Origin of the sequence: Desulfovibrio desulfuricans (assembly GCF_004801255.1) — a bacterium.
GTDB lineage: Bacteria > Desulfobacterota > Desulfovibrionia > Desulfovibrionales > Desulfovibrionaceae > Desulfovibrio > Desulfovibrio desulfuricans_C.
In genome coordinates, this window is the sequence record NZ_CP036295.1 from 1094518 (window position 1) to 1114672 (window position 20155).

Annotated in this window: 18 protein-coding genes; 5 read left to right on the forward strand and 13 right to left on the reverse strand. The window is 57.5% G+C overall.

Translation table 11 applies throughout. The annotated features are described in order from the left end of the window. The first annotated feature begins 553 nt into the window (after positions 1-553). Both DDIC_RS04590 and DDIC_RS04595 read left to right on the forward strand, forming a co-directional pair. The gene (locus DDIC_RS04590; RefSeq protein WP_136399355.1) at positions 554-1984 is read left to right on the forward strand and encodes a TolC family protein; all 1431 of its coding nucleotides are present in this window, start codon (positions 554-556) and stop codon (positions 1982-1984) included. Between the two features lie 44 nt (positions 1985-2028). Then, complete coding sequence (locus DDIC_RS04595) at positions 2029-3687, forward strand: ribonuclease J (protein ID WP_136399356.1); 1659 nt, start codon at positions 2029-2031, stop codon at positions 3685-3687. 420 nt (positions 3688-4107) lie between these two features. Here the strand turns inward: DDIC_RS04595 and DDIC_RS04600 are convergent, their stop codons facing one another. The 6 genes from DDIC_RS04600 to DDIC_RS04625 form a co-directional block, all read right to left on the reverse strand. After that, on the reverse strand, positions 4108-4812 hold the full coding sequence (locus DDIC_RS04600; RefSeq protein WP_136399357.1) for an ABC transporter ATP-binding protein: 705 nt from the start codon (positions 4810-4812) through the stop codon (positions 4108-4110). Continuing rightward, the gene (locus DDIC_RS04605) at positions 4805-5590 is read right to left on the reverse strand and encodes an ABC transporter ATP-binding protein (RefSeq protein ID WP_136399358.1); all 786 of its coding nucleotides are present in this window, start codon (positions 5588-5590) and stop codon (positions 4805-4807) included. Before DDIC_RS04605 ends, DDIC_RS04600 begins: the two co-directional genes overlap by 8 nt. Next, the gene (gene livM, locus DDIC_RS04610) at positions 5587-6810 is read right to left on the reverse strand and encodes a high-affinity branched-chain amino acid ABC transporter permease LivM (RefSeq protein WP_136399359.1); all 1224 of its coding nucleotides are present in this window, start codon (positions 6808-6810) and stop codon (positions 5587-5589) included. The genes DDIC_RS04605 and livM overlap by 4 nt, the downstream gene beginning before the upstream one ends. Before the next feature lie 2 nt (positions 6811-6812). Continuing rightward, complete coding sequence (locus DDIC_RS04615) at positions 6813-7721, reverse strand: ABC transporter permease subunit (protein WP_136399360.1); 909 nt, start codon at positions 7719-7721, stop codon at positions 6813-6815. A gap of 121 nt (positions 7722-7842) precedes the next feature. Next, positions 7843-8973: a branched-chain amino acid ABC transporter substrate-binding protein gene (locus DDIC_RS04620; RefSeq protein ID WP_136399361.1), complete on the reverse strand. Its 1131-nt coding sequence runs from the start codon at positions 8971-8973 to the stop codon at positions 7843-7845. A 181-nt stretch (positions 8974-9154) separates the two neighbouring features. After that, positions 9155-10585 carry a PLP-dependent aminotransferase family protein gene (locus DDIC_RS04625; RefSeq protein ID WP_136399362.1) on the reverse strand — a complete coding sequence of 477 codons (1431 nt, stop codon included), beginning with the start codon at positions 10583-10585 and terminating at the stop codon, positions 9155-9157. 144 nt (positions 10586-10729) lie between these two features. Between DDIC_RS04625 and DDIC_RS04630 the strand changes: the two genes are divergently transcribed. Then, on the forward strand, positions 10730-11764 hold the full coding sequence (locus DDIC_RS04630) for a DMT family transporter (RefSeq protein ID WP_168732466.1): 1035 nt from the start codon (positions 10730-10732) through the stop codon (positions 11762-11764). Positions 11765-11937: 173 nt separating this feature from the next. Here the strand turns inward: DDIC_RS04630 and DDIC_RS04635 are convergent, their stop codons facing one another. The 3 genes from DDIC_RS04635 to DDIC_RS04645 all read right to left on the reverse strand — a co-directional run bounded on the left by DDIC_RS04635 (position 11938) and on the right by DDIC_RS04645 (position 15394). Then, positions 11938-13533 (reverse strand): (Fe-S)-binding protein, encoded by a 1596-nt coding sequence (locus DDIC_RS04635; RefSeq protein ID WP_136399364.1) that lies wholly within the window; start codon positions 13531-13533, stop codon positions 11938-11940. Between the two features lie 11 nt (positions 13534-13544). Continuing rightward, positions 13545-14483, reverse strand: a complete 939-nt coding sequence (locus DDIC_RS04640; protein ID WP_136399365.1) for a respiratory nitrate reductase subunit gamma — start codon at positions 14481-14483, stop codon at positions 13545-13547. Between the two features lie 494 nt (positions 14484-14977). Further along, a complete protein-coding gene (locus DDIC_RS04645) occupies positions 14978-15394 on the reverse strand; it encodes an RrF2 family transcriptional regulator (RefSeq protein WP_136399366.1) in 417 nt (138 codons plus the stop codon). Positions 15395-15723: 329 nt separating this feature from the next. On the opposite strand from DDIC_RS04645, the gene DDIC_RS04650 reads away from it, so the two are divergent. Both DDIC_RS04650 and DDIC_RS04655 read left to right on the forward strand, forming a co-directional pair. Next, positions 15724-16272, forward strand: a complete 549-nt coding sequence (locus DDIC_RS04650) for an RrF2 family transcriptional regulator (protein WP_136399367.1) — start codon at positions 15724-15726, stop codon at positions 16270-16272. Beyond that, positions 16196-16549 carry a response regulator gene (locus tag DDIC_RS04655; RefSeq protein WP_136399368.1) on the forward strand — a complete coding sequence of 118 codons (354 nt, stop codon included), beginning with the start codon at positions 16196-16198 and terminating at the stop codon, positions 16547-16549. Before DDIC_RS04650 ends, DDIC_RS04655 begins: the two co-directional genes overlap by 77 nt. Before the next feature lie 197 nt (positions 16550-16746). Here the strand turns inward: DDIC_RS04655 and hmcF are convergent, their stop codons facing one another. The 4 genes from hmcF to DDIC_RS04675 all read right to left on the reverse strand — a co-directional run bounded on the left by hmcF (position 16747) and on the right by DDIC_RS04675 (position 19712). Next, positions 16747-18132 carry a sulfate respiration complex iron-sulfur protein HmcF gene (gene hmcF / locus DDIC_RS04660; protein WP_136399369.1) on the reverse strand — a complete coding sequence of 462 codons (1386 nt, stop codon included), beginning with the start codon at positions 18130-18132 and terminating at the stop codon, positions 16747-16749. 42 nt (positions 18133-18174) lie between these two features. Then, positions 18175-18855, reverse strand: a complete 681-nt coding sequence (hmcE, locus tag DDIC_RS04665; RefSeq protein WP_136399370.1) for a sulfate respiration complex protein HmcE — start codon at positions 18853-18855, stop codon at positions 18175-18177. A gap of 47 nt (positions 18856-18902) precedes the next feature. Beyond that, positions 18903-19310 (reverse strand): cytochrome c3 family protein, encoded by a 408-nt coding sequence (locus DDIC_RS04670; RefSeq protein ID WP_136399371.1) that lies wholly within the window; start codon positions 19308-19310, stop codon positions 18903-18905. Positions 19311-19427: 117 nt separating this feature from the next. Next, on the reverse strand, positions 19428-19712 hold the full coding sequence (locus DDIC_RS04675) for a hypothetical protein (protein WP_136399372.1): 285 nt from the start codon (positions 19710-19712) through the stop codon (positions 19428-19430). Positions 19713-20155 lie beyond the last annotated feature (443 nt).

Consider the following 20155-nt stretch of genomic DNA (forward strand, 5'->3'; position numbering starts at 1 on the left):
TGGTTCTCCATATCTGCGCAACAACTGTGGTCTTTTTCAGTGCGCCGCAAAAAATGCCAGCACGGCAGACGCATAGACGCGCCAACCGTCACGGCGGAGCTGCGGAATCCCGCAAGGACTCTGCTGCGCAGCATGCTACGACTGGGGTAAACTTTCAAGAAATTTTTTAGAATCCTTGCGGAGGGCGGGTTTGGCTTAAAAAAATGGCATTTGCTACAGGTGCGGCCTGTGTAATTTGCAACAGATGTATGAATATAAGTAAAATTTGTTTTTTGATTTTTAGCAGGGGCGTGAGCGTCAATTTTTTTTGATCTGGCAAAAAACTGGGCTGTGTTGCGCTGTATGGTCTTTTATGATGCGCAAAATATATGTGATAACATTTTTTGTGCTACCTATATTGTCTGCATTTTTTTATTAAAAGAAAGCTATTGCAAGCGTACTTTGACAAAATATCTTTTGTTGGCAAGTATTGCCAATGCCGCACGCTGCGGTGTATGAAAACCGTGATAAAGTAATTTTTAACAGGTTGCGGAACTTTTCCGCTTAAAAATATATGAAGCGCATTCCTGAACTGAGCCTGGTGTTTTTTGTTGTGGGCGCGCTTGCAGGTCCCGTGGGGGAGAGCTCCGCACTGGCCGCCTCTTCTTCTACCTATGCCAACCCTCCCGCCAGGGCAGCCGCGCCGGTTTTTAGCGGCAGAACCCTGCCGTCGGGGCAAAGCAGCGTATTGCCGGCTGGTGATGTGACAATGCCCGACGCCGTGGACAGGGCCATGCGGCACAACCCCAGCCTTGGCTCGCAAGAGGCGCAGGAGCAGTCTTCTGAAGAAGCGCGCAAGTCCGCGCGCGGCGCTTTTGGCCCCAAGCTGGGCACGACGTATTCCGTCGCCAAGCAGGAGACCAAAACCACCCCGTCCACTATCAACAAAACGCCGGAAAGGGGAACGTACACTTGGGCTGTGGAAATTTCGCAGCCGGTGTTTCAGGGCTTTCAGCTTTTGGCTAACTACCAGAAGGCGGCGTTACAGGCAGACAGCGACAAGGCCAGCGTGCGCAACGCAGAGCTGAGCATGACGGAGAACGTTCAGACCCAGTTTCTGAACTACCTGCGCTACGAAGAAAGCGTGCGCAGCCAGCGCGACGCCCTGGCTCGGCTGAAGGATCAGCTGCGCATAACAACCGCTTTTTATGAAGTGGGGCTGCGCCCCCGCCTGGACGTGCTGCAGGCCGAGGTTGACGTGCGCCAGTCTGAAAATACGCTGATTCAGGTCGAAAACAGCCGCGACACCAGCCTGGCCAAGCTGAACACCCTGTTGGGGTTTCCGGCCACGGCCAAGATCAAGTTTACTGGCAAGCTTGCGCACGTGCCCTTTACCCGGTCGCTTGAGCAGTGCCTCGAGGCGGCCTACAGGCAGCGTCCCGACCTGTACATTGCCGCCAAGTCGGTAGAGATAGCGGGTAAATCGCAACAGGCTGTGCAGAGCGACTACTACCCGCAGGTTGAGGCCTATTACAATATTTCGCAGAGCGGCAACTCGCTTGATCTGCAGGAGCAGGGCGACCGAGGGTCGCGTAGCGCCGTGTGGGAAGTGGGCGCTCGCGCCACATGGGATGTTTTTCAGTGGGGAACCACCTACTACGCCGACAAAGAGGCTGGCTGGCTGGTGACCAAGATGCGCTATGCCCAAGAAGATCTGAAGCTTAGCGTTGGCTATGACATAAAGTCGAAACTACTGGCAGTGCAGGAAGCCGCAAAGCGGATTACCGTTGCGGAAAAGGGCGTGGAGCAGTCGACCGAAGCTTACAACGTGGCGCTTGCCCGTTATCAGGAGCAGGTCGGAACCAACTTTGACGTGCTGGACGCTTCGTCCAAGCTCACCACTGCCCAAGCGACATTAACAGGAGCTAAGGCCGACTATTTGACCGCCATGGCGCAGCTATATGTAGCCATGGGCGAATTTCACCCTGATCTCATGCGGCGTTGAGCAACGGCACGACGGTTGCCGCGCCGCCCCAAAAGCGATTACGAATGAATGAACCCTACCTGAACATAACCCCCCTCGGAGGGTTAGGAGAGATCGGCCTTAACTGCCAGCTGTGGGAAACCGCAGGCGGCGTGGTAATGGTCGATTGCGGACTGATGTTTCCTGACGATGCCCATCTGGGCGTGGACGTTGTTATCCCGCATTTTGGGGCCGTCAGCGGCATCAAGGACAAACTGCTGGGCATTGTGCTTACCCACGGTCACGAAGACCACATCGGCGCGCTGCCCTGGATTGTGCCCGAAATCAAGGGCACGCGCATCTACGGCTCGCGTTTTACCCTGGCGCTGGTCGAGCACAAACTGCGCGAGCGTGAGATCCTCGACTGGGTGGAGCTCTGCCCCGTCAATGCTGACACCGTGTTGCCTCTGGGCGATCTGACCTTCCACTTTTTTCCCGTCTGCCACTCCATACCCGAAGGTTTCGGCCTGGGTATAGAGACGCCCGTGGGCCGTGTGGTGCACAGCGGCGATTTCAAGATCGACCCGCACCCCCTGGACGCCACGGGCACGGATCTGAATCTGTTCCGCAATTTTGCGGGGCCAGAGGGCGCGCGGTTGCTGCTTTCGGATTCCACCAACGTGGTGCGCGAAGGACGCTCGCTCACCGAGCGCGAGGTTAAGGATTCGCTGGACAAGATATTTGCCAAGGCGGAAGGCCGCATTGTTATTACGCTCTTTTCCAGCCACATCCAGCGCATCCAGGAAGTTTTTGACCTTGCGCGCGAGCACGGGCGCACGGTGGTGATCAGCGGCAAATCGCTGGCCAACAATATTGAGATGGCGCGAGACCTGGGCATAGCCAAACTGCCGCCCTCGTTTTTTAACGCGCACAACGGCGTGCCCGACCTGCCCGACGACCAGATTGTACTTGTGGTGACCGGCGCGCAGGGCGAACCCTTGTCGGCGCTCTCGCGCATGGTGCTTGGCGGTCACAGACAGCTTGAAATACGCAAGGGCGACACTGTGGTCATGAGCTCGCGCATGATCCCCGGCAACGCCAAGGCCATATCCAAACTGATCAACGAAATGTACCGCATCGGCGCGGAGGTGCTGTACGAAAGCGTGCACGCCATCCACGCCTCGGGGCACGCCCAGCGTGAAGAACTGCGCGACATGCTTGAAGCCGTGCGTCCCGAGCTGTTCGTGCCTGTGCACGGCGAGTACCAGCACCTTGTGAAGCATGGCCGCCTGGCTGCCGAGTGCGGCGTGCGGAAGGACAACGTGATTCTGCTCGAAGACGGCCTGCCGCTGACGCTGTTGGAGGATTCCTTCAGGATCGAGCAGCGCGTGCCCGTCGAGTGCACGCTGGTGGACGGCAAGGGCGTGGGCGACGTAGGCTATGCAGTGCTCAAGGAGCGGCGCATCCTCGGCGACGAAGGCATGGTTATTGTCGTGCTGGTTGTGGATTCCGAAACCGGCAGCGTTCTGCACGGGCCGGAGATGATCTCCAAAGGCTTTGTTTTTGAACAGCACTACAGTCACCTGCTTGAAGACGCCAAGTGCCTTGTGCTGGACGAAATTGAAGTCGCGCGCCCCGGCCAGCTCGGGCGGCTGCAGGAGGGCATACGGTCTTCGCTGCGTCGCTTTTTCCGCCGGGTGCTTGAGCGCGACCCCGTGGTCGTGCCGATCATCAGCGAAGTATAAGCGCTGGTCGAAGCGGTTGCAGGTTGACGCTTCGGGCCAAGGCCCGGTTCAGCAGCACCTGGGAGCACCGCAGGGCGCGGGGTATGCAGCTGGAGCTTTTGTTTCTGCTGCGCGCCGGGGGAGTTTAGTGTCCGGAACGAGGGGAATTAATCCCCGCCGCAGGCTTTATAGACTGTTCATATTGCCGCTGCCGACTTGTCTGTTGGCGGCGGCAATATTTTTTTTCAGGCGGGCAAGCCCTGTTGGGCAAAAAGGCATGGACGCAAGCGGGCAGGGGGCGTCACGGAGCTGCAGAATCGGGGTATGGCGGGGCATGCCGCCGCAGCAGCGTAAAAAACGGCGCGTCTGTCAAACAAACGCGCCGCCGTGCAATTATGGCGTGCGGTAAGGCCGCAGGCCCTGTGCCGCAGGTTGTATGGCCTACATGCCCAGGTAGGCGCTGCGCACTTCTTCGCTGGAGAGCAGGTTGGCTGCGGTGTCGCGCATGACGATGCGGCCGTTTTCCATCACATAGCCGTGGTTGGCGATGCGCAGGGCCTGGTTGGCGTTCTGCTCCACCAGAAAGACCGTGGTGCCGTTGGCGTTGACCTTCTGGATAATGGCAAAGATCTGCTGGATGATGATGGGGGCAAGGCCCAGCGACGGCTCGTCCAGCAGCAGCAGCTTGGGCCGGGCCATGAGGGCGCGGCTGATGGCCAGCATCTGCTGTTCGCCGCCCGAAAGCGTGCCGCCAGCCTGTTTGCGCCGCTCTGAAAGGATGGGGAAGAGGCTGAACACGTAGTCCAGATCGTCCTTCACCCCGGCGGGGTCGCGCCGCAAAAAAGCGCCGAGGTCGAGATTGTCGCTGACGCTCAGATCGGGAAATATCAGGCGGCCTTCCGGCACCTGCGAAATGCCCAGAGTCACGATTTCGTGCGGCGGCAAGTGGTGTATGGGCTTGCCATACCAGAGAATTTCGCCTTTTCTGGGGCGGTTGATGCCGCAGATGGTCATGAGCGTGGTAGACTTGCCCGCGCCGTTGGCCCCGATCAGGGTAACGATTTCACCTTCTTCAATCTTCAGCGAAATATCGCGCAGGGCCTGAATGTTGCCGTAATAGGTGTCTACATTACGCAGCTCAAGCATCGCTTTCTCCCAGATATGCCTTGATGACGCGGGGGTTGGTGCGGATTTCGGCGGGTGTGCCTGTGGCGATGCAGGAGCCGTATTCCATGACATAGATGCGGTCGGAGAGCGACATGACCATGCCCATATCGTGCTCGATGAGCAGGATGGAGAGTTGCTGGTGGTCGCGTATGTGGCACACGAGCTCTTTGAGCTCGTTGGTCTCCTGGGGGTTCATGCCCGCTGCGGGCTCGTCAAGCAGCAACATGCGCGGTTCGGTGGCCATGGCGCGGGCGATTTCAAGACGCCGCTGCGCGCCGTAGGGCAGGTTGTTGGCCGTTTCGTTCCAGAAGTCTTGCAGCTTCACCAGCTCGAGCAGCTCATAGCTGTGGTCGATGCAGTCCTGCTCTTCCTGCCGTGTGCGCGCATCGCGCACAATGGCCCCCAAAATGCCAGCTTTGGTGCGGCAGTGGCGGCCTATCATCACGTTTTCAAGCACGGTCATTTCGTTGAACAGGCGAATGTTCTGAAACGTGCGGGCCATGCCCAGGGCTGTGATGATGTGGGGCTTTTTGCCGTTGAGCAACTGCTTTTCGCCCTTGGCGTCGTGCAGAAACATCTGCCCCTCGGTGGGAGTGTAAATGCCTGTAACGCAGTTAAAGAAGGTGGTCTTGCCAGCGCCGTTAGGGCCGATAAGGGCCACAATCTCGCCCTGGTTCACTGTGAGCGAAAGCTCGTTCAGGGCGCGCAGACCGCCAAAATCCTGCGAAAGGTCTTTTACTTCCAGCACCGGGTTCATGAGCGGCCTCCTTCGGCGTCGTGCAGCGCGCCGATTCGGTAGCGGCGTCGCTCGCCACTGATAAGCCCCTGTGGCCGGAAGAGCATCATGATCACCATGATGGCCCCGAAAAGCAGCATGCGGTAGTCAGAGAACGCCCGCAGATATTCCGGGGCAAGTATGAGTATCAGCGCGGCAATGACCACGCCGGCGATGGAGCCCATGCCGCCCAGCACCACCATGGAAAGGATCATGGCCGATTCCATAAAGGTAAAGCTCGACGGGTTGATATAGGTGGTCTTGGCGGCAAAGATAACGCCCGCAAAGCCAGCCCAGCACGAGCCCATCGCAAAGGCCGAAAGTTTTACGCGGGTAATGTCCACGCCCATGGCTTCACAGGCTATTTCGTCTTCGCGCAGGGCCTGCAGGGCAAGACCCACGCGCGAGTTTTTGAGCCGCGTGATGACGACAATGGTAATGATCACCGCCGCCAGCACCAGATAGTAAATGTAGGTGGTGGAAGCCGTAATATCCATGCTCATGCCGAAAAAGCCGGGGCGGGGAATATCGCTGACACCGCGCGGGCCGCCGGTGACGCTGTTCCAGTTTTGCAGGGTCAGGCGCACTATTTCGCCAAAACCCAGAGTGACAATGGCAAGGTAGTCGCCGCGCAGGCGCAGCACAGGAAAGCCCAGGCCAAGGCCAAACAGCACGGTAAGAAAGCCGCCGATAGGCAGGCAGGCCCAAAAGCCAAGGCCAAAGTACTGGTTAAGCAGGCCGTAAGTATACGCGCCAATGGCGTAAAAGGCCACATAGCCCAGCACCAGCTGGCCCGCCAGCCCCACCACGATGTTCAGCCCCAGAGCCAGCATGACATACAGCAGCGCCGAGATCATGATGTTGGTCTGGTAAAACGAGCTGACCATGGGCATGCCCAGCAGCACAACAGCGAGCAGCGCCAGGCCGCCCAGCCTGAGGCCGCGCCGGTTGCGGAAGGCCTCAATAATTTCAGCCAGGTTAAAGCCCGCGGGCAGCGTAACAATTTTTATGCCCGCCGCCTTGCGGGTAAAGCACCAGTCCCAGATCAGGGCCAGAACAAATATGCCTGCGCCCAGGGCCAGAATGCGGTCAAAACGCCAGATTACTGATTTTGCCGCTACGTTCAGCTTGATTCCCAGCACCGGCAGGGTAAGCAGCATGAACCACAGGGCGGCGATGGCGGCTTTAAGTATGCGCTGCATGGCTACACCTTTTGCACTGTGGCTTTGCCCAAGATGCCGTCGGGCCTGAAAATGAGAATGAGAATAAGGATGCCGAAGGCCAGCATGTCTTCATAATTGCCGGAAAAATAGCCCGTGGTGAAGCTTTCGGCCAAGCCAAGCACAAGGCCGCCCACCATGGCTCCGGGGATGGAGCCGATGCCGCCAAGCACCGCGGCGGTAAAGGCCTTGAGCCCCGCCAGAAAGCCGATGCCAAAGTTGACCTGCCCCATGTGCGAGGCGATAAGCACGCCGCCAAGGGCCGCCAGAGAGGAGCCGACGATAAACGTGAGCGATATGATGCGGTCGGCGTTGATGCCCAGCAAGAGGGCCATCTTGCGGTTTTGCGCGGTGGCGCGCATGGCCTTGCCCATACGGGTGTAACGAATGAAGGTCGACAGCAAAACCATGGCAATGGTGCTGACCATAAGGATCAGAAAATCGCTGGCGCCCATGACGTAGTCGATGTGCTCAAGAAAATCCATTTCTGGCAGCAGGTTGGGAAAAGGCACAAAGTCGGATGTCTGCGCGAGCAGCACATAGTTTTGCAAAAAGATGGACATACCGATGGCGGAGATCAGCGGCGAGAGGCGCGGCGCGCCGCGCAGGGGTTTGTAGGCTACTTTTTCCAGCGTGTACCCGTAGGCGGAGCACCAGACAATGGCCGCCAGCGCGGCCACAATGAGGATGCCGCCAGCGGGGAAGCCGTAGACGCCCAGCGCGCCAGCTATCAGCAGGGCCGTAAAGGCCCCCAGCATATACACTTCGCCATGGGCAAAATTGATGAGCCCGATGATGCCGTAAACCAGCGTGTAGCCCAGGGCGATCAGCGCGTAAATGCTGCCTCTGGTCAAACCGCCAAAAAAGAGCTCTATAAAAAATTGAATGTCCATGCAAACTCGCGTGCGGTACGGTAAGTAATGCCGTTCGTTCCGCCTGACCCGTTGGTGCCGTCAGCGATCGGCAGATGCGTGAAAAGCCGGGGCGCGGCCATGGCCGCGCCCCGGTAGACGTTTAGTCCAGAGTGAGGCTGTGCTTCAGTTCAACAAATTTGCCGTCCTTCACCTGGTAGATGGAAAGGCCCATACCTGCGGCGTCGCCGGTCTTGCTGAAGGTCAGCTTGCCCAGCGGGGTTTCCACGGGGGTGTTGTGCAGAGCTTCCACAAGCTTGGCGGCATCGGTGGAGCCGGCCACTGCGATGGCGTTGATGAGCGCCTGGGTGGCGGCATAGCCGTTGTAGTAGAAGGAACCGGGATCGCTGCCGAACATCTTCACATGGCCTTCAAGGGCATGCTTGTAGGCGGGCAGGTTACTGGTGTCCTTGGGGTAGGAGGCGTACACGCCTTCGCAGTCCTTGCCGGCCATCTTGATGAAGGCATCGTCCTTGAGGCCGTCGGGGCCGATCATGGCGGTGGTCACGTGGTCGCGGCGCATCTGCTGCAGCAGCTTGGAGGCGGTGGGCTGGTAGCCGCCGAACACGAGGATGTCGGGCTTGGCGCGGCGCAGTTTGCGCACAACGGCAGAAAAGTCAACGGCGTCGGGGGTAATGGCTTCGTACAGCACGGTTTCAACACCGGCTTTTTCGAGCGTTTCGCGGTTGTTGTCCACAAAACCCTTGCCGTAATCGCCGTTATCGTGCAGGTAGGCGACCTTTTTGGCCTTGAGGCCGTTGAGGATAAAGTCGCTGGTCAACTTGGCCTGGGCCTTGTCGTTGGCGATGGTGCGGAAGAAGTAGGGGTTGGTGCCACTCTCGGTGAGGTTGGGGGTGGTGGCCGAAGGCGACATGGACACGATCTTGGCTTCGGTGTAGAGCGGCAAGGTAGCCTTGGTAGCGCCGGAGCAGATGTGGCCCATAACCACGTTAACCTTTTCGGAAATCAGCTTGGTAGCCGCGTTGGTGGCCAGCTCGGGCTTGCACTGGTCATCTTGGGCGATCAGCTCGATCTGACGGCCGAGCACGCCGCCCTTGGCGTTGACTTCGGCAATGACAACCTTGGCGGCATTCAGACTGGGAACGCCGTATGAGGCCAGGTCGCCAGAGTGCGCGCCGGCAACGCCGATTTTAATGGGGTCCGCAGCCATTGCGGGTGCGGCAATTGCCACGCAAAATGCCATTGCAGCAAGCCATGTCATACCTTTTTTCATCTCCGCCCTCCGCGAGAAAAGATGTGCGCACAAATCATGCGCCGCTTGTGGATGAAGGCTTTTCTATTGCCTCATTGCGGGCATCCTGTCAATGCAAGCATGGCGCGGCGCTTGAAGCTGAGCGTGCGTGCAAGTGGCTCAAGCCTTAACCAAAACAGGTATTTCAGCCTCCCTGCTGCCGTCAGGGCTCAAGAGCTGCGCGCAGGGCCGCAACCCCCCTGTTTATGGCCTGCTCTGACAGGTGGGCGTAGCCCATGATAAGCTGGTGAGCGTGCGCTCCGTCGCGCCGGAGCGAATGTTGCTCCACGGGCGCAGCCAGCACCCCCTGCCGCCGCATGGCGGCCAGAACCTGATCTGAAAACTGTATGCCGTTAAATTCCGCAATCATATGCAGCCCCGCAGCTTGACCGCTGGCTGTAAACCTGCGCCCAAAGTGGTGCTGCAGGCACTGGAGCAAAAACAGACGCCTGCGTTTGTACAGCTTGCTCATTTTCCAGATGTGCCGCTCAAGGCCGCCGCTGGTTATAAAAGCCGCCAGCGTGCGCTGCGACAGCGCATCAGTATGCACGTCGGTATACCGTTTTTCTTCAATCCAGGCTTGGGCCAGCCGCTCGGGCACAACGGCAAAGCCCAGCCGCAGCGCCGGGGCAAGAATTTTGCTGAATGACCCGATGTAGATGACCCTGTCAGGGGCCAGTTCGTGCAGGGCGCTGACAGGCGTACCCTCAAAGCGAAACTCGCCGTCGTAATCGTCTTCCACCACCATGCAGTCGCTGTCGCGGGCAAAGTCGACAAGGGCCAGCCGTCGGGGTGCGGAAAGAATGCCGCCTGTGGGGTACTGGTGCGACGGCGTCACGTACACAAAGGCACAGCGGTCTGCAATCCGTCTCGGCAGGTCGCGCAGGCGGGCCGTGTCCATGCCGTGCGCATCCGCCGTGACGCCTTCTACCGCGTAGCCAGCCCGGGCAATGACCTCTACCAGCCCCCGGTGCACAGGGTCTTCAACAATTGCCAGGGCTTCCGGGCGGCCGAGCAGGCGGGCCACAAGCCGCAGCCCCTGCGTTGCGCCGGTAGTAATCATTATCTGTTCCGGGTGGGCGCGCAGGCCGCGCATGCGCAGCAGCCAACCCGCGATGGCCTCGCGCAGTTCGTCCACGCCCGCCGGGCTGCAATAGCGCAGGGCAGAGGCTGGTACGGCGTCGCAGACCTGACGGTATAGCCTGCCCCATTCCGCAGCGGGAAAGTGCTCGAGCGCCGGTATGCCCGACTGGAAATTTACCAGCCCCGGCGGGTCGCAATGCCTCCTGACCTGTTGTTGGGGCGACACGTCCGCAGCCGCTGCCGTCTGGGGCGCCGCATACGCTTGCGGGTGAATGCCGTGGGCCACTCTGGTTCCCGAACCGCCGCGGGATTCAAGGTAGCCCTCGGCAAGCAGCTGCTCATAGGACTCAAGCACGGTGCTGCGGGCCACGCCCAGCTCTTTGCACAACAGACGGGTGGAGGGCAGCCGGTCGCCAGCGGTCAGGTCGCCGCGCAGGATGAGGGTCTTGATCTGGCCGCATATCTGGCGGCTCAGCGAAAAGGGGCTTTGCGCATCAAGGGTTAGCCACATGGCGCACCTGAATTGGTATGGTTGTAAGTATAAAAAAGTGGCACTTACATGGACCACTTTTCCCAGGCTACGCTCTCCGCAGCTGGATGGCAATGCGCGCCAGCGGACAACCACCGCCGAAAACAGGCAGGAGAGAGGTTCAGTATGGGATTATGCAAAAACAACACGCCTTGCGCGCCGGAAAACGCGCGTGCGGCGGCGCAGGCCGAACAGGTGCAGAATACGGGGCAATATGCGGCGGCGCAGGCCCCCTCGCGTGCAAAACCCTGGGGCGCATGGATCAGCCTTGCCCTTGCCATGAGCATAGCGGGCAGCGCAGTGGTGGCGGGCAAGGTGCTTGTGGGCAGCTTGCCGGTTTTTCTGGCTGCTGGGCTGGGGCTTGGGGCAGGCCTTGTGCTGATGCTGCCGATGCTGTGGCTGCGGGGCGAAACGGGCGGGCTTGACCGCCGCACGCACGCCACGCTGGCGCTGCAGGCCCTGTGCGGCATTGCTCTGTACCGCGTGTGCACCTTTGAGGGGCTGCGCTTTACCAGCGCGGCCTCGGCTGGTCTTATGAGCAGCGCAGCCCCTGCCGTGATCGGGTTGATGGCGTGGGGGCTGCTGCGCGAGCGCCCTCCGTTGCGGCGTATTGGCGGCATCGCCTGCGTGAGCGCGGGGCTGGTGGCCATCAATCTGTCGCCCTTTTGGGCGGGATCCGCCTCGACGGAGCTGGCGGGGGGCGACCAGTGGCGCAGCTTGCTGGGCAACGGTCTTGTGTTGTTGGCGGTGCTGTGCGAGGCGGCCTTTTCGGTGCTCAGCAAGGCTCGGTGCTGCCCCATGTCGCCCCTGCGGCGCACGAGCATTGTTTCGCTGTACGCCTTTGTCATGTTGCTGCCCATGGCGTTGCTTGACGCCAGAGATTTTGACCTGAGCGCAATGCCGGTTCGTGCCGTCTGGGGCATCGTCTATTATGGAGTAGCCGTGTCGTACCTGTCGTACGTGCTGTGGTTCAGGGGCATTGCCCATGTCCCGGCCAGCGCCGCCGCTGCCTTTACAGGGCTTGTGCCGGTAAGCGGCGTGGTCTTGTCGTGGCTGGTGCTTGGCGAAGGGATACTGTGGACGCATCTGGCCGGGCTGGCCTGCGTGACGGCGGGCATCTGGCTGTCGTGCGCGGCAAAAAATGCACCGGCCCGCAACTGACGGCGGGCGGGATACGGCCCTAACCGCCGGGTGGAAGACACCGAAATCAGTCGCGCAACGGCGCGGTAAATCACGGCCTGTCCGTGGTTTGTGGACGCGTTGACGCGGCAAGACTCAAATACAAAAGGGGGGGCAAAAGCCCCCCTTTTTGTAGTTATCTCACGGTCAGCAAACTATTCTTCTTCGCCTTCAAACTTGATGAACCCGGGGTTCACGTTGACCATGGCGTTGACGATCAGTTCCACCAGGCCGCCGTATGCGAAGTTGTTCTTGGTGTACAGGTCGTTGTGTTCCAGCAGTTCGCGGATCTGGCCTTTGCAGTTGGAGCAGGGAGCGCAGATGTACTTGCGGGTTTCCGGTCCAAGGCAGTCCTTGAAGGCTTCGCCGATCTGCCACATCTTTTTGCGGCCAGAGATGTTGCCGCGCCATTGTTCAATGTTGTTGCGCGTCATGATGGCAAAGCCTGATCCGCCGCCGCAGCAGTAGTTGTCCACGCCGTGGCAGGGCATTTCGCGGAACATGGGCGCAATTTTGCGCACGATTTCGCGCTGGGGTTCAACAATGCCCATGAGGCGCACGATGTTGCAGGGGTCGTGCAGGGTCACGGGGAAGTTGTTGCGCGAGGGGTCGAGCTTGAGGCGGCCGGACATGACGATGTCGTGCAGGGTCACGTAGCAGCTTTCGCGCGGCACCTGGTATTCAAAGGGGATGACGCGGTCGGCGATGACGGTCAGGGCCTTGTGGGCGTGGCCGCATTCACCGATGACAATCTTTTTCACGCCAAGTTCTTTGGCGGCCATCATGTGCTGCAGGGCGATGCGGGCGGTCTGGGCGTCGTCGTAAAACACGCCGTAGTTCACGCCGTCGTACGCCAGCGCCTTGCTCGAGAGCGTCCAGGAGAGGCCTGCTTCCTGGAAGATCAGGGAGAAGGCGGCGATGTTTTCAGGCCAGGCCATCACTTCGCCAGCGTTGTGCAGCAGCATGATGTCGGCGCCCTGCACATCGAAGGGCGTGTGGATGCCCACGCCGGTGATTTCGGTGTAGTCCTCGTCGATGAACTCCACGTTTTCTTTCACCACTTCAGGCGTCATGCCGGTAGAAGACCCGCACTTCAGCTGGTTCATGGTGCCTTTTTCGTGCAGTTCGCGAGCGTAGATGCCCATCTCCTGGCTGAAAAGCTTGCGGATTTCGCGGGCCAGCAGGCCGTTGTCAACGCCGATGGGGCAGGTCTGGGCGCAGCGGCGGCAAAGGTTGCAGCGGTAGGCCAGTTCGCCAAGGCGAGCCACGGTCTTCCAGTTAAGGTCCATGTCGCCGTAGCGCCATTTGGCAAAGGGTTCCTTTTTCACATACTGCTTGTAGATGCGGCGAAAGATCTCGGACCGGAAGTTGGGCCGGTACATTTCGTTTTTGCCGGACATCTCGTACAGATGGCAGGCATCGGAGCAGGAGTTGCACTGGGCGCAGTAGTCCATGCTGGTTTCGAGCATGGGCAGGAAGGTCCAGTTGTTCTCCTTGCTGAACAGTTTACGCATGCCGGTGAGGAACTTGTTGACCATTTCCTCTTCTTCTTCCTTGTTCTTGGGCATGGGGATGTTCAGCACGCACACGTCGTCAAGAATGCAGGCGGTGTTCTGCTTCTGCTCGTCGGTAAAGGGCTTCCAGGGCATGGTTTTCACGTCCAGGGGAAGCTCAGGAATATCCTTAAGGTCAATGCTGACCATCTGCCCTTCGGCAGTGGAAACATCTTTCAATTGCAGGGTATCTTTCATGGTGGAACTCCCTAGTCTTCCTTCTTGGGGGCTGCGGGATTGGTGGTGGCCACGTCAACCCAGGTCTTGGGCTGGCCGTCGCCAGCGATATGCTCGGCAGACCACGCCACGTTGTACTTCATGGCGTCCATGATCTTCTGCTGGTTCTTGGGGCTGAAGTTGGTGGGCTCGTCGCCCCAGCGGATGTCATGGTAGGTGAAGTACTTCATGAAGACGTGGCCCATGTGAGTCATGGGAATCCAGATCAGCAGGAAAAAGCCCACCAGCAGGTGCAGGCTGAACAGCACGTTGGTCTGGGGAGCAAAGTGGAACGTGATCAGATTGTACATAAAGGTGCGGGCCAGCTCAAAGTAAGAGGGGGCGGAAGCCCAGGCAGCCAGACCCAGCACGCCGAAGAGAACAAAAACAAGCAGGTTGAAGTAGTGCTCGGGGGTGCTGTAGCGGCGCAGGCCTTCATCGGCCCGACGGCGCAGCACCAGGCTGACGCCGCCCACGATGATGCACAGCGTGCCGGCAAGAGCACAGGCGCTGATAATATTACCTACAAAAATCATCAGGCCGCCCTGCGGGTCGAGGCCCAAAAGCTGCGCAACGGCAGAGCAGAGCACTACGATGGTTCCACCCATGAGCATGTACATGCCCACATGGAAAGGATAGGTGCGCACCCACAGTTTGAGGTTGTGCTCAAAAGTGGCGTGCAGGAAAAGCACTTCGATCAGCAGAGCCTTTACATCGCCCATGTGCTCAACATGCCGGGGCTTGGTCCACCAGTCTTTTTCTTCCATAAAGCTGCCGCCGTACACCGTCTTGGAGCCTTCGTGGGGCACGGGGTACAGTTCCCACCGAACGTGCAGAGGGCTGGCTGCAAGGTAGGTTTTGATTTTGAGGTAGGCCATGCAGAAAAAGCCGGCTACCGCCAAATAGCCAAGAATGTAAAAAAGTGTGCTCATGCGTTTACTCCCGTGGGGTCAAGATGCCGCTAAATCGTGGGTTAGTTGCGGCCGGCACAGCCGACACGCTTTCAAGCCCGGCATGCGTCTGCCTGCCTGCAACCTCTCCTTTGAATGGGCCGACGCCTGATGAATTCTGACCATTGTAATCAGGAATTGATCACAGTAGGACAGATAGTCAAGGTGTACGGTGACCCCCCTGATACTCAAAATTATGAAAAATGCAAAGATGTCAGGTGGAAACAATACAGTAAAGTTAATCCCGATTAAGCTAATTTTATTTAAATAAATCAGGTAGATTACACTGTTTAAAATTTTTTTTCAAGCCAAACAAAAAATTTTTTGAACAAGCGGCAAATAAATTTTTTATACTGATTTGGTAGGATAAAATTTATCTGTGATGTCGGCCCAATAAAAAAGGCCGGCTTGCGCCGACCTTTAGTGCTGAAAAAATGGTAAATTTTTTGATTTGGTATGATTACTTACATGGGTATCTACATGAGGATGCGATGGTCGTGCATCAGATCGCGCAGGGTGATTGAATCAAATACTCCGTCAAGGGTCGACTGCAGGTTTTCCCAGGCTTTTCTTACTTCGCAGCCATCAAAGCGCGCGCATTCACCGGGTTTTTCCATACAGTTGGTAAGTTCTATCCCGCCTTCCATGAGATTGACAATACATCCAAATGTGAGTTCCTCAGGCTTGCGCAAGAGTACATGACCGCCCTTGGCCCCTCGTATGCTGCCCGTTATGCCCGCCAATCGCAGCTGGCGTAATATCTGCTCGCTAAATTGCGAGCTGATGCCCGTTTGCGCTGCCAGATGGCTGGAAGAGACTGGTTTTTCCATGCCGTTTTGGGCCAGAAATAGAAGGATTCTGGCAGCATAGCGTGTTTTGGCCGAGAGCTTCATTTTGTATCCCTCTTGAGCAGATTAAATGTATATCTGCCATGCCTGCCGGCGACTCTGCGCCGTTAATGCGGCTGTTTTCTTACTTTTGACACGCAACCATAACACATAAATTTGTGCATGGGCAGTATTTTTTTTTTGCCGCGCAAGGGTTGCGAAACTATTCACATTGCTGAAAACGCGGAAAAATCGGGTATGTCATGCGGGTATTTTTGATCAGCTTCCCGCTTGACGGCATGAAAATGGTGCGCTAAAAACATGATCAAAACAGTCTAAATTAGACAGATATGGTTTCGAGCCAATTATTGTCTCCTGCAAAATAAGGAATGAATATGCGTATTTCGACAATGGCCTGCCATGCTTTGCACCTGCTCTTGTGCCTTTCTGAACAAAGTGAGGACATCCCGGCCTCTGCGTCCGAGCTTTCGGTCTGCACGGGCATCTCTGAAAAATTTGTTCAAAAGATCATGCGCCTGCTTCAGGCAGAGGGCATTGTCAAAAGCGTTCGCGGTATTGCCGGCGGTCATATGCTTGCGCGTACGCCTGACGAAATTACCCTGGCGGACATTATTTTTGCAGTTGAGGGCGGTATTTCCCTGCCTGGCGTGAACCAGGCCGCGCCCGTGGGCAAAGTGGCCTTTGACGCATGGGATAAGGTCGCCCGCTCCATGCACAGTTCGCTTGAAGCCGTGACTCTTGGTTCAGTTCGACAAAGCAGCGCTTCGACGCAGCGGCATGCCACCCGCCGCAGGGTGGCGCAACCTTCTTCTCCGCTTCTGCCGGAGACCGACTTTGGAGGCACCAATGCAAAAGCATATTCTCTTGGTAGACAGCGATGCCGAAAGCCAAAGCAGGCTGTCCCAAACCCTTCAGCAGTGTAATTACCGGGTAAGCACAGCAAAAACCTGCGCGGAAAGCCTGGCCATGGTCGAGAGCGACCGCCCCGACTGCATCGTGTTTGATGTGGAACTAGAGGGAACCTCTGGAACCATCATGTACAGTCGGCTGCGCCGCAATGCGGGCACGAGGTCGCTCCCTGCTGTGGTATGCACCTCTGTGGGGCCCAGACCGGTCTGCTTTGGTACGGGCATACCTGTACTTTCAAAGAACTGTTCGAGCGACGCGCTGCTGTCTACCGTCAGCGCCGCCATGGCATAGCAGCCTTGCTGCGTGCCTGACGGTCAGGCTGGGATGATGCCCGACCGTCAGGGCTTGTTTGTTCTGCTGGTGCGCCTTGCAAAAGGACAAACCTAAGCGCACCCTGCAGCGAGTCTCTCTACGCAGCCATGTGAGAAATCAATTACTTTGGGCCCGCCTGCCAACAGGCGGGCTCATGTTATTTGCTGATAGCCTGCCTACACCTCGTTGTGGGGTATGTGGTCGGGGATGATCAGCATATCAACCAGCAGAGGCTTGAGGAACGACCACTTGATGTTGTGCTCTTCGTACACTTCCATCATGTCGCGGATGGCGTCCCAACAGTTGTGGCAGGGCGTGATGACCATTTCCGCACCGGTGGCGTGTATCTGATCCAGTTTGTTTTTGAGGCCAATGTTGCGTTCTTTGCGGTAGATGCCGATGCCGTTCAAACCGCCGCCTCCGCCGCAGCAGAAGTTGTGGTCGCCCTTGGGGTCCATCTCGCGGAAGTCTTCGGCTATGTAGCCCATGATTTCGCGGGTGGCCATGCCGAGCCCGTGGTTGCGCACGTAGTTGCACGAATCCTGAAGTGTGCAGGGCATCTTGAGCTTTTTGGCAGGGTCAATCTTGAGCTTGCCCGTGCGCAGCATTTCCGCGACCCATTCCACGTAGTGCATAAAACGCACCGGCGGGTCTCCGCTTTCGCGTCCGGCCCAGTAAGGGCCCTCAACCACTGTCGCGCGGTGGGCGTGGCCGCACTCGGTACCCACCACGACCTTGGGCTTGATGCGGTCAATGGCGGCGTAGATGCGCTTGACGTTTTGCGAACAGCCTTCCCAGTCGCCCGCAAACATGGTGAGGGACGTGTTTTCCCACCCCTCGCGCGGCACGGTCCAGTTGGTGTCCGTAACGTGAAACAGAATGGCGGCCTGGGCGATGTCGTCAGGGTAGTGCTTTACCTCGCGGGCGTTGAGCACATACATGACGTCTGCATTTTCTTTTTCAACAGGAATTTCCAGTTCAGGCCATTCCTCCTGATGTTCTTCGACCATCCATTCGCAGGTTTCGATCCAGTCTTCTTCGGTCACATCCATCTGCGCGCCGTACACGCGGTGCATGCCCGAGCCGATCTTCATCTCCCACGGGATAAAGCCGTGCTTGAACAAAATGCCGCGCAGATAGCTGAACATGACGCCTGTATCAATGCCGTGCGGGCAGTAAACGGCGCAGCGGTTGCAACAGGTGCACTTGCCCCAGGCTGCGTCCATGCACTTGATCATAAATTCGGCATCAACCTTGCCCTTGCGGCGCAGCAGCTCGCCAAGCGTTACCTGGATCTTGTATGAGGGGATCTGCGTGGGGTCGTTGTTGTTGGTGCGGTAAAAGAAACAGCTGTCCGCGCACATGGCGCAGTGCGCGCATACGCTGAGCCATGTGCGGGTGCGCGATTTGCAGGTTTGCTCAAGGTCGCGGGCCAGGGCCTCCTGGTCGACCTTCATTTCCTTCATCTGGCTGTAGTATTGCGCCCCACCCTTGTCTTTGAGCAGTTCAAGGATGCCTTCTTTGGTGGTTATCGGGGTTGGGGTGCACAGCAATTCGGACATGGTTCGCTCCTTTCAGGCGAAAAGATAATTCGTTTGCCCCGCCTACCAGGGAAAAGCGCCGCCGCGTGTTGCGCCGCCTCTTTTGATGGCAAAGTCCATGCCGATCTGGGCACGAGACATAAAGAAGAGCACAATGTGCGAAAGTTTGGTGAAGGGGGCCAGCAGAAGAAACAGTTCGCCGCTGAGCACATGGGCGATCATCCACGTCTGGTAGGCTCCGCCGTCAAAGCGGGCCATCAGGCCGGTGGCAAAGGGCAGAAAGGTCAAAAGCAGTATGAGCCAATCCTGGCCGCTGTTGAGCTGCCTGAGCGTCGGTGAGGAAAGACGCCGCAAGGCAAGCAGCACAAGGCCGGACAGGGCCATGATGGCAAGCACGTCGGCAGCGCCGCCTGGCAGCGACGGAAGGCTTATGCCCACATAGGTTTCAAGCAGAACGGTGTGCCCAAGAAGAAACAGCGGTATCAGCACCGCGCCAAAATGCAAAATAAAGAAAAGAATCGCGGCAACAGGCTGGGCCCGCCAGCCGCTGGTGCCGCCGGGGACAAGCCATTTAAAGATGGAAACGAGAGCACCCGGGATGGATCGGTCAGTATGATAGCTGTAAGCCACGCGCTCAAGGCGGGCATCAAGGCCGCGCACATACATGACCGCGCGTGCGAGCAGGCCGACGACAAATACGGCAAGTGAAATAATAAAGAGTGGTCCGGTAATGAAATCCAGCATCTGATTCTGCCTCCTACGTATTCTTCAGTGTTCCTTGAGCCTACAGGCTATTTCGTTTTGCCGGCAAACTCAGATGCGGTGCGTTCGCTGTGGCAGACCCGGCAGTCCACAAGGCGCGGCCCCTTGCCAGCCTTGACGTGGCAGTCCGTACAGGCGGCGTGCATGTAGGCGACCTGCTTTTTTGCGGCAACCGAAGTAACGTCTTTGAGGGTTTCAGACATGCCTGCGTCAGTCATGTTGTGGCAGGTCGAACAGTCTCCGTTTTTGGCCTCTAACGCCTCCACATGCTTGTCATGGGGAAAAAAGACCTTGGGCATTTCGGGCTTGCTCACGGACGGAGTCTTGACGGGGACAAGCTCGTTGCCAAGCGCAGCGCCGGGCATCAATGCCAGGCCGCAAATCAACAGTAACAGGCAAGGGAGAGTGGTTCTGAATCTGATAAGTTTTTCCCGCATGATGGATCCTTGCTTCCTGACAAAATCCAGATGGTGTTACCCAGGTCTGAATCGCTCCGGGCACAATTGGGGAAATCCCGCACGAATGCTACGGGATTTCCCGTTGCAAACATTTGCCTAGACCTGGGGCTGATTAAGGGCCTCAGCCGCACTGCGCATAAACACGGCGCACTTGTAGGGTTCGCCCTTCATGCAGCGCATGGCAAAGGCAGCCGCCATGTACATGAAGAGCCGCGATTCATAGTCGAGCCTTGTGGTGTGCAGCCAGTGGTCGTGAGGGTTGCCGCCCTCGGCCAGCTTGCGCGCACGCGCCAGATCTTCGGCATATTCATCGCCAGTAAGCTTGGTGAACAGTTCGCAGATTTCTTCGGCCAAATATTCGCGTTCTGACAAAGCTGACATAGCAACCCCCTGCGTCTTCCGCAGTCGCGCCCCAGTCTATATGAGGCGGTTAAAAAGAGCAATTAATTAATAAAAAACTTGATGTAATTAATCCGTACAAATTTATTCTCATATAAAACATACAGTGTCAACGGGGTATGGATTTTTTTATGCGAAAAAACCAAAGTTAAGCTCAAAGCTTGAAAGGATTGACAATTCAATTTGAATGAGAAAAATTGCACAATCAGCTGCAAGTCTAATGTATTGATATTGCAATGAAGCATGCTATTGCATAGCAAATTGCTACTGTTAATGTAAAATAATTTTTTTCCAAGCGCTGTTGTGTATTGTTTATGTATAATCGTAGCTAAATGATTGTTTATTGTTTCTGTAAGTAATCATGTTTGTATGTTCAACCTATGGCAGCAGCACCCGCGAGTACGCGCAGGGCGAATGGAAACTGC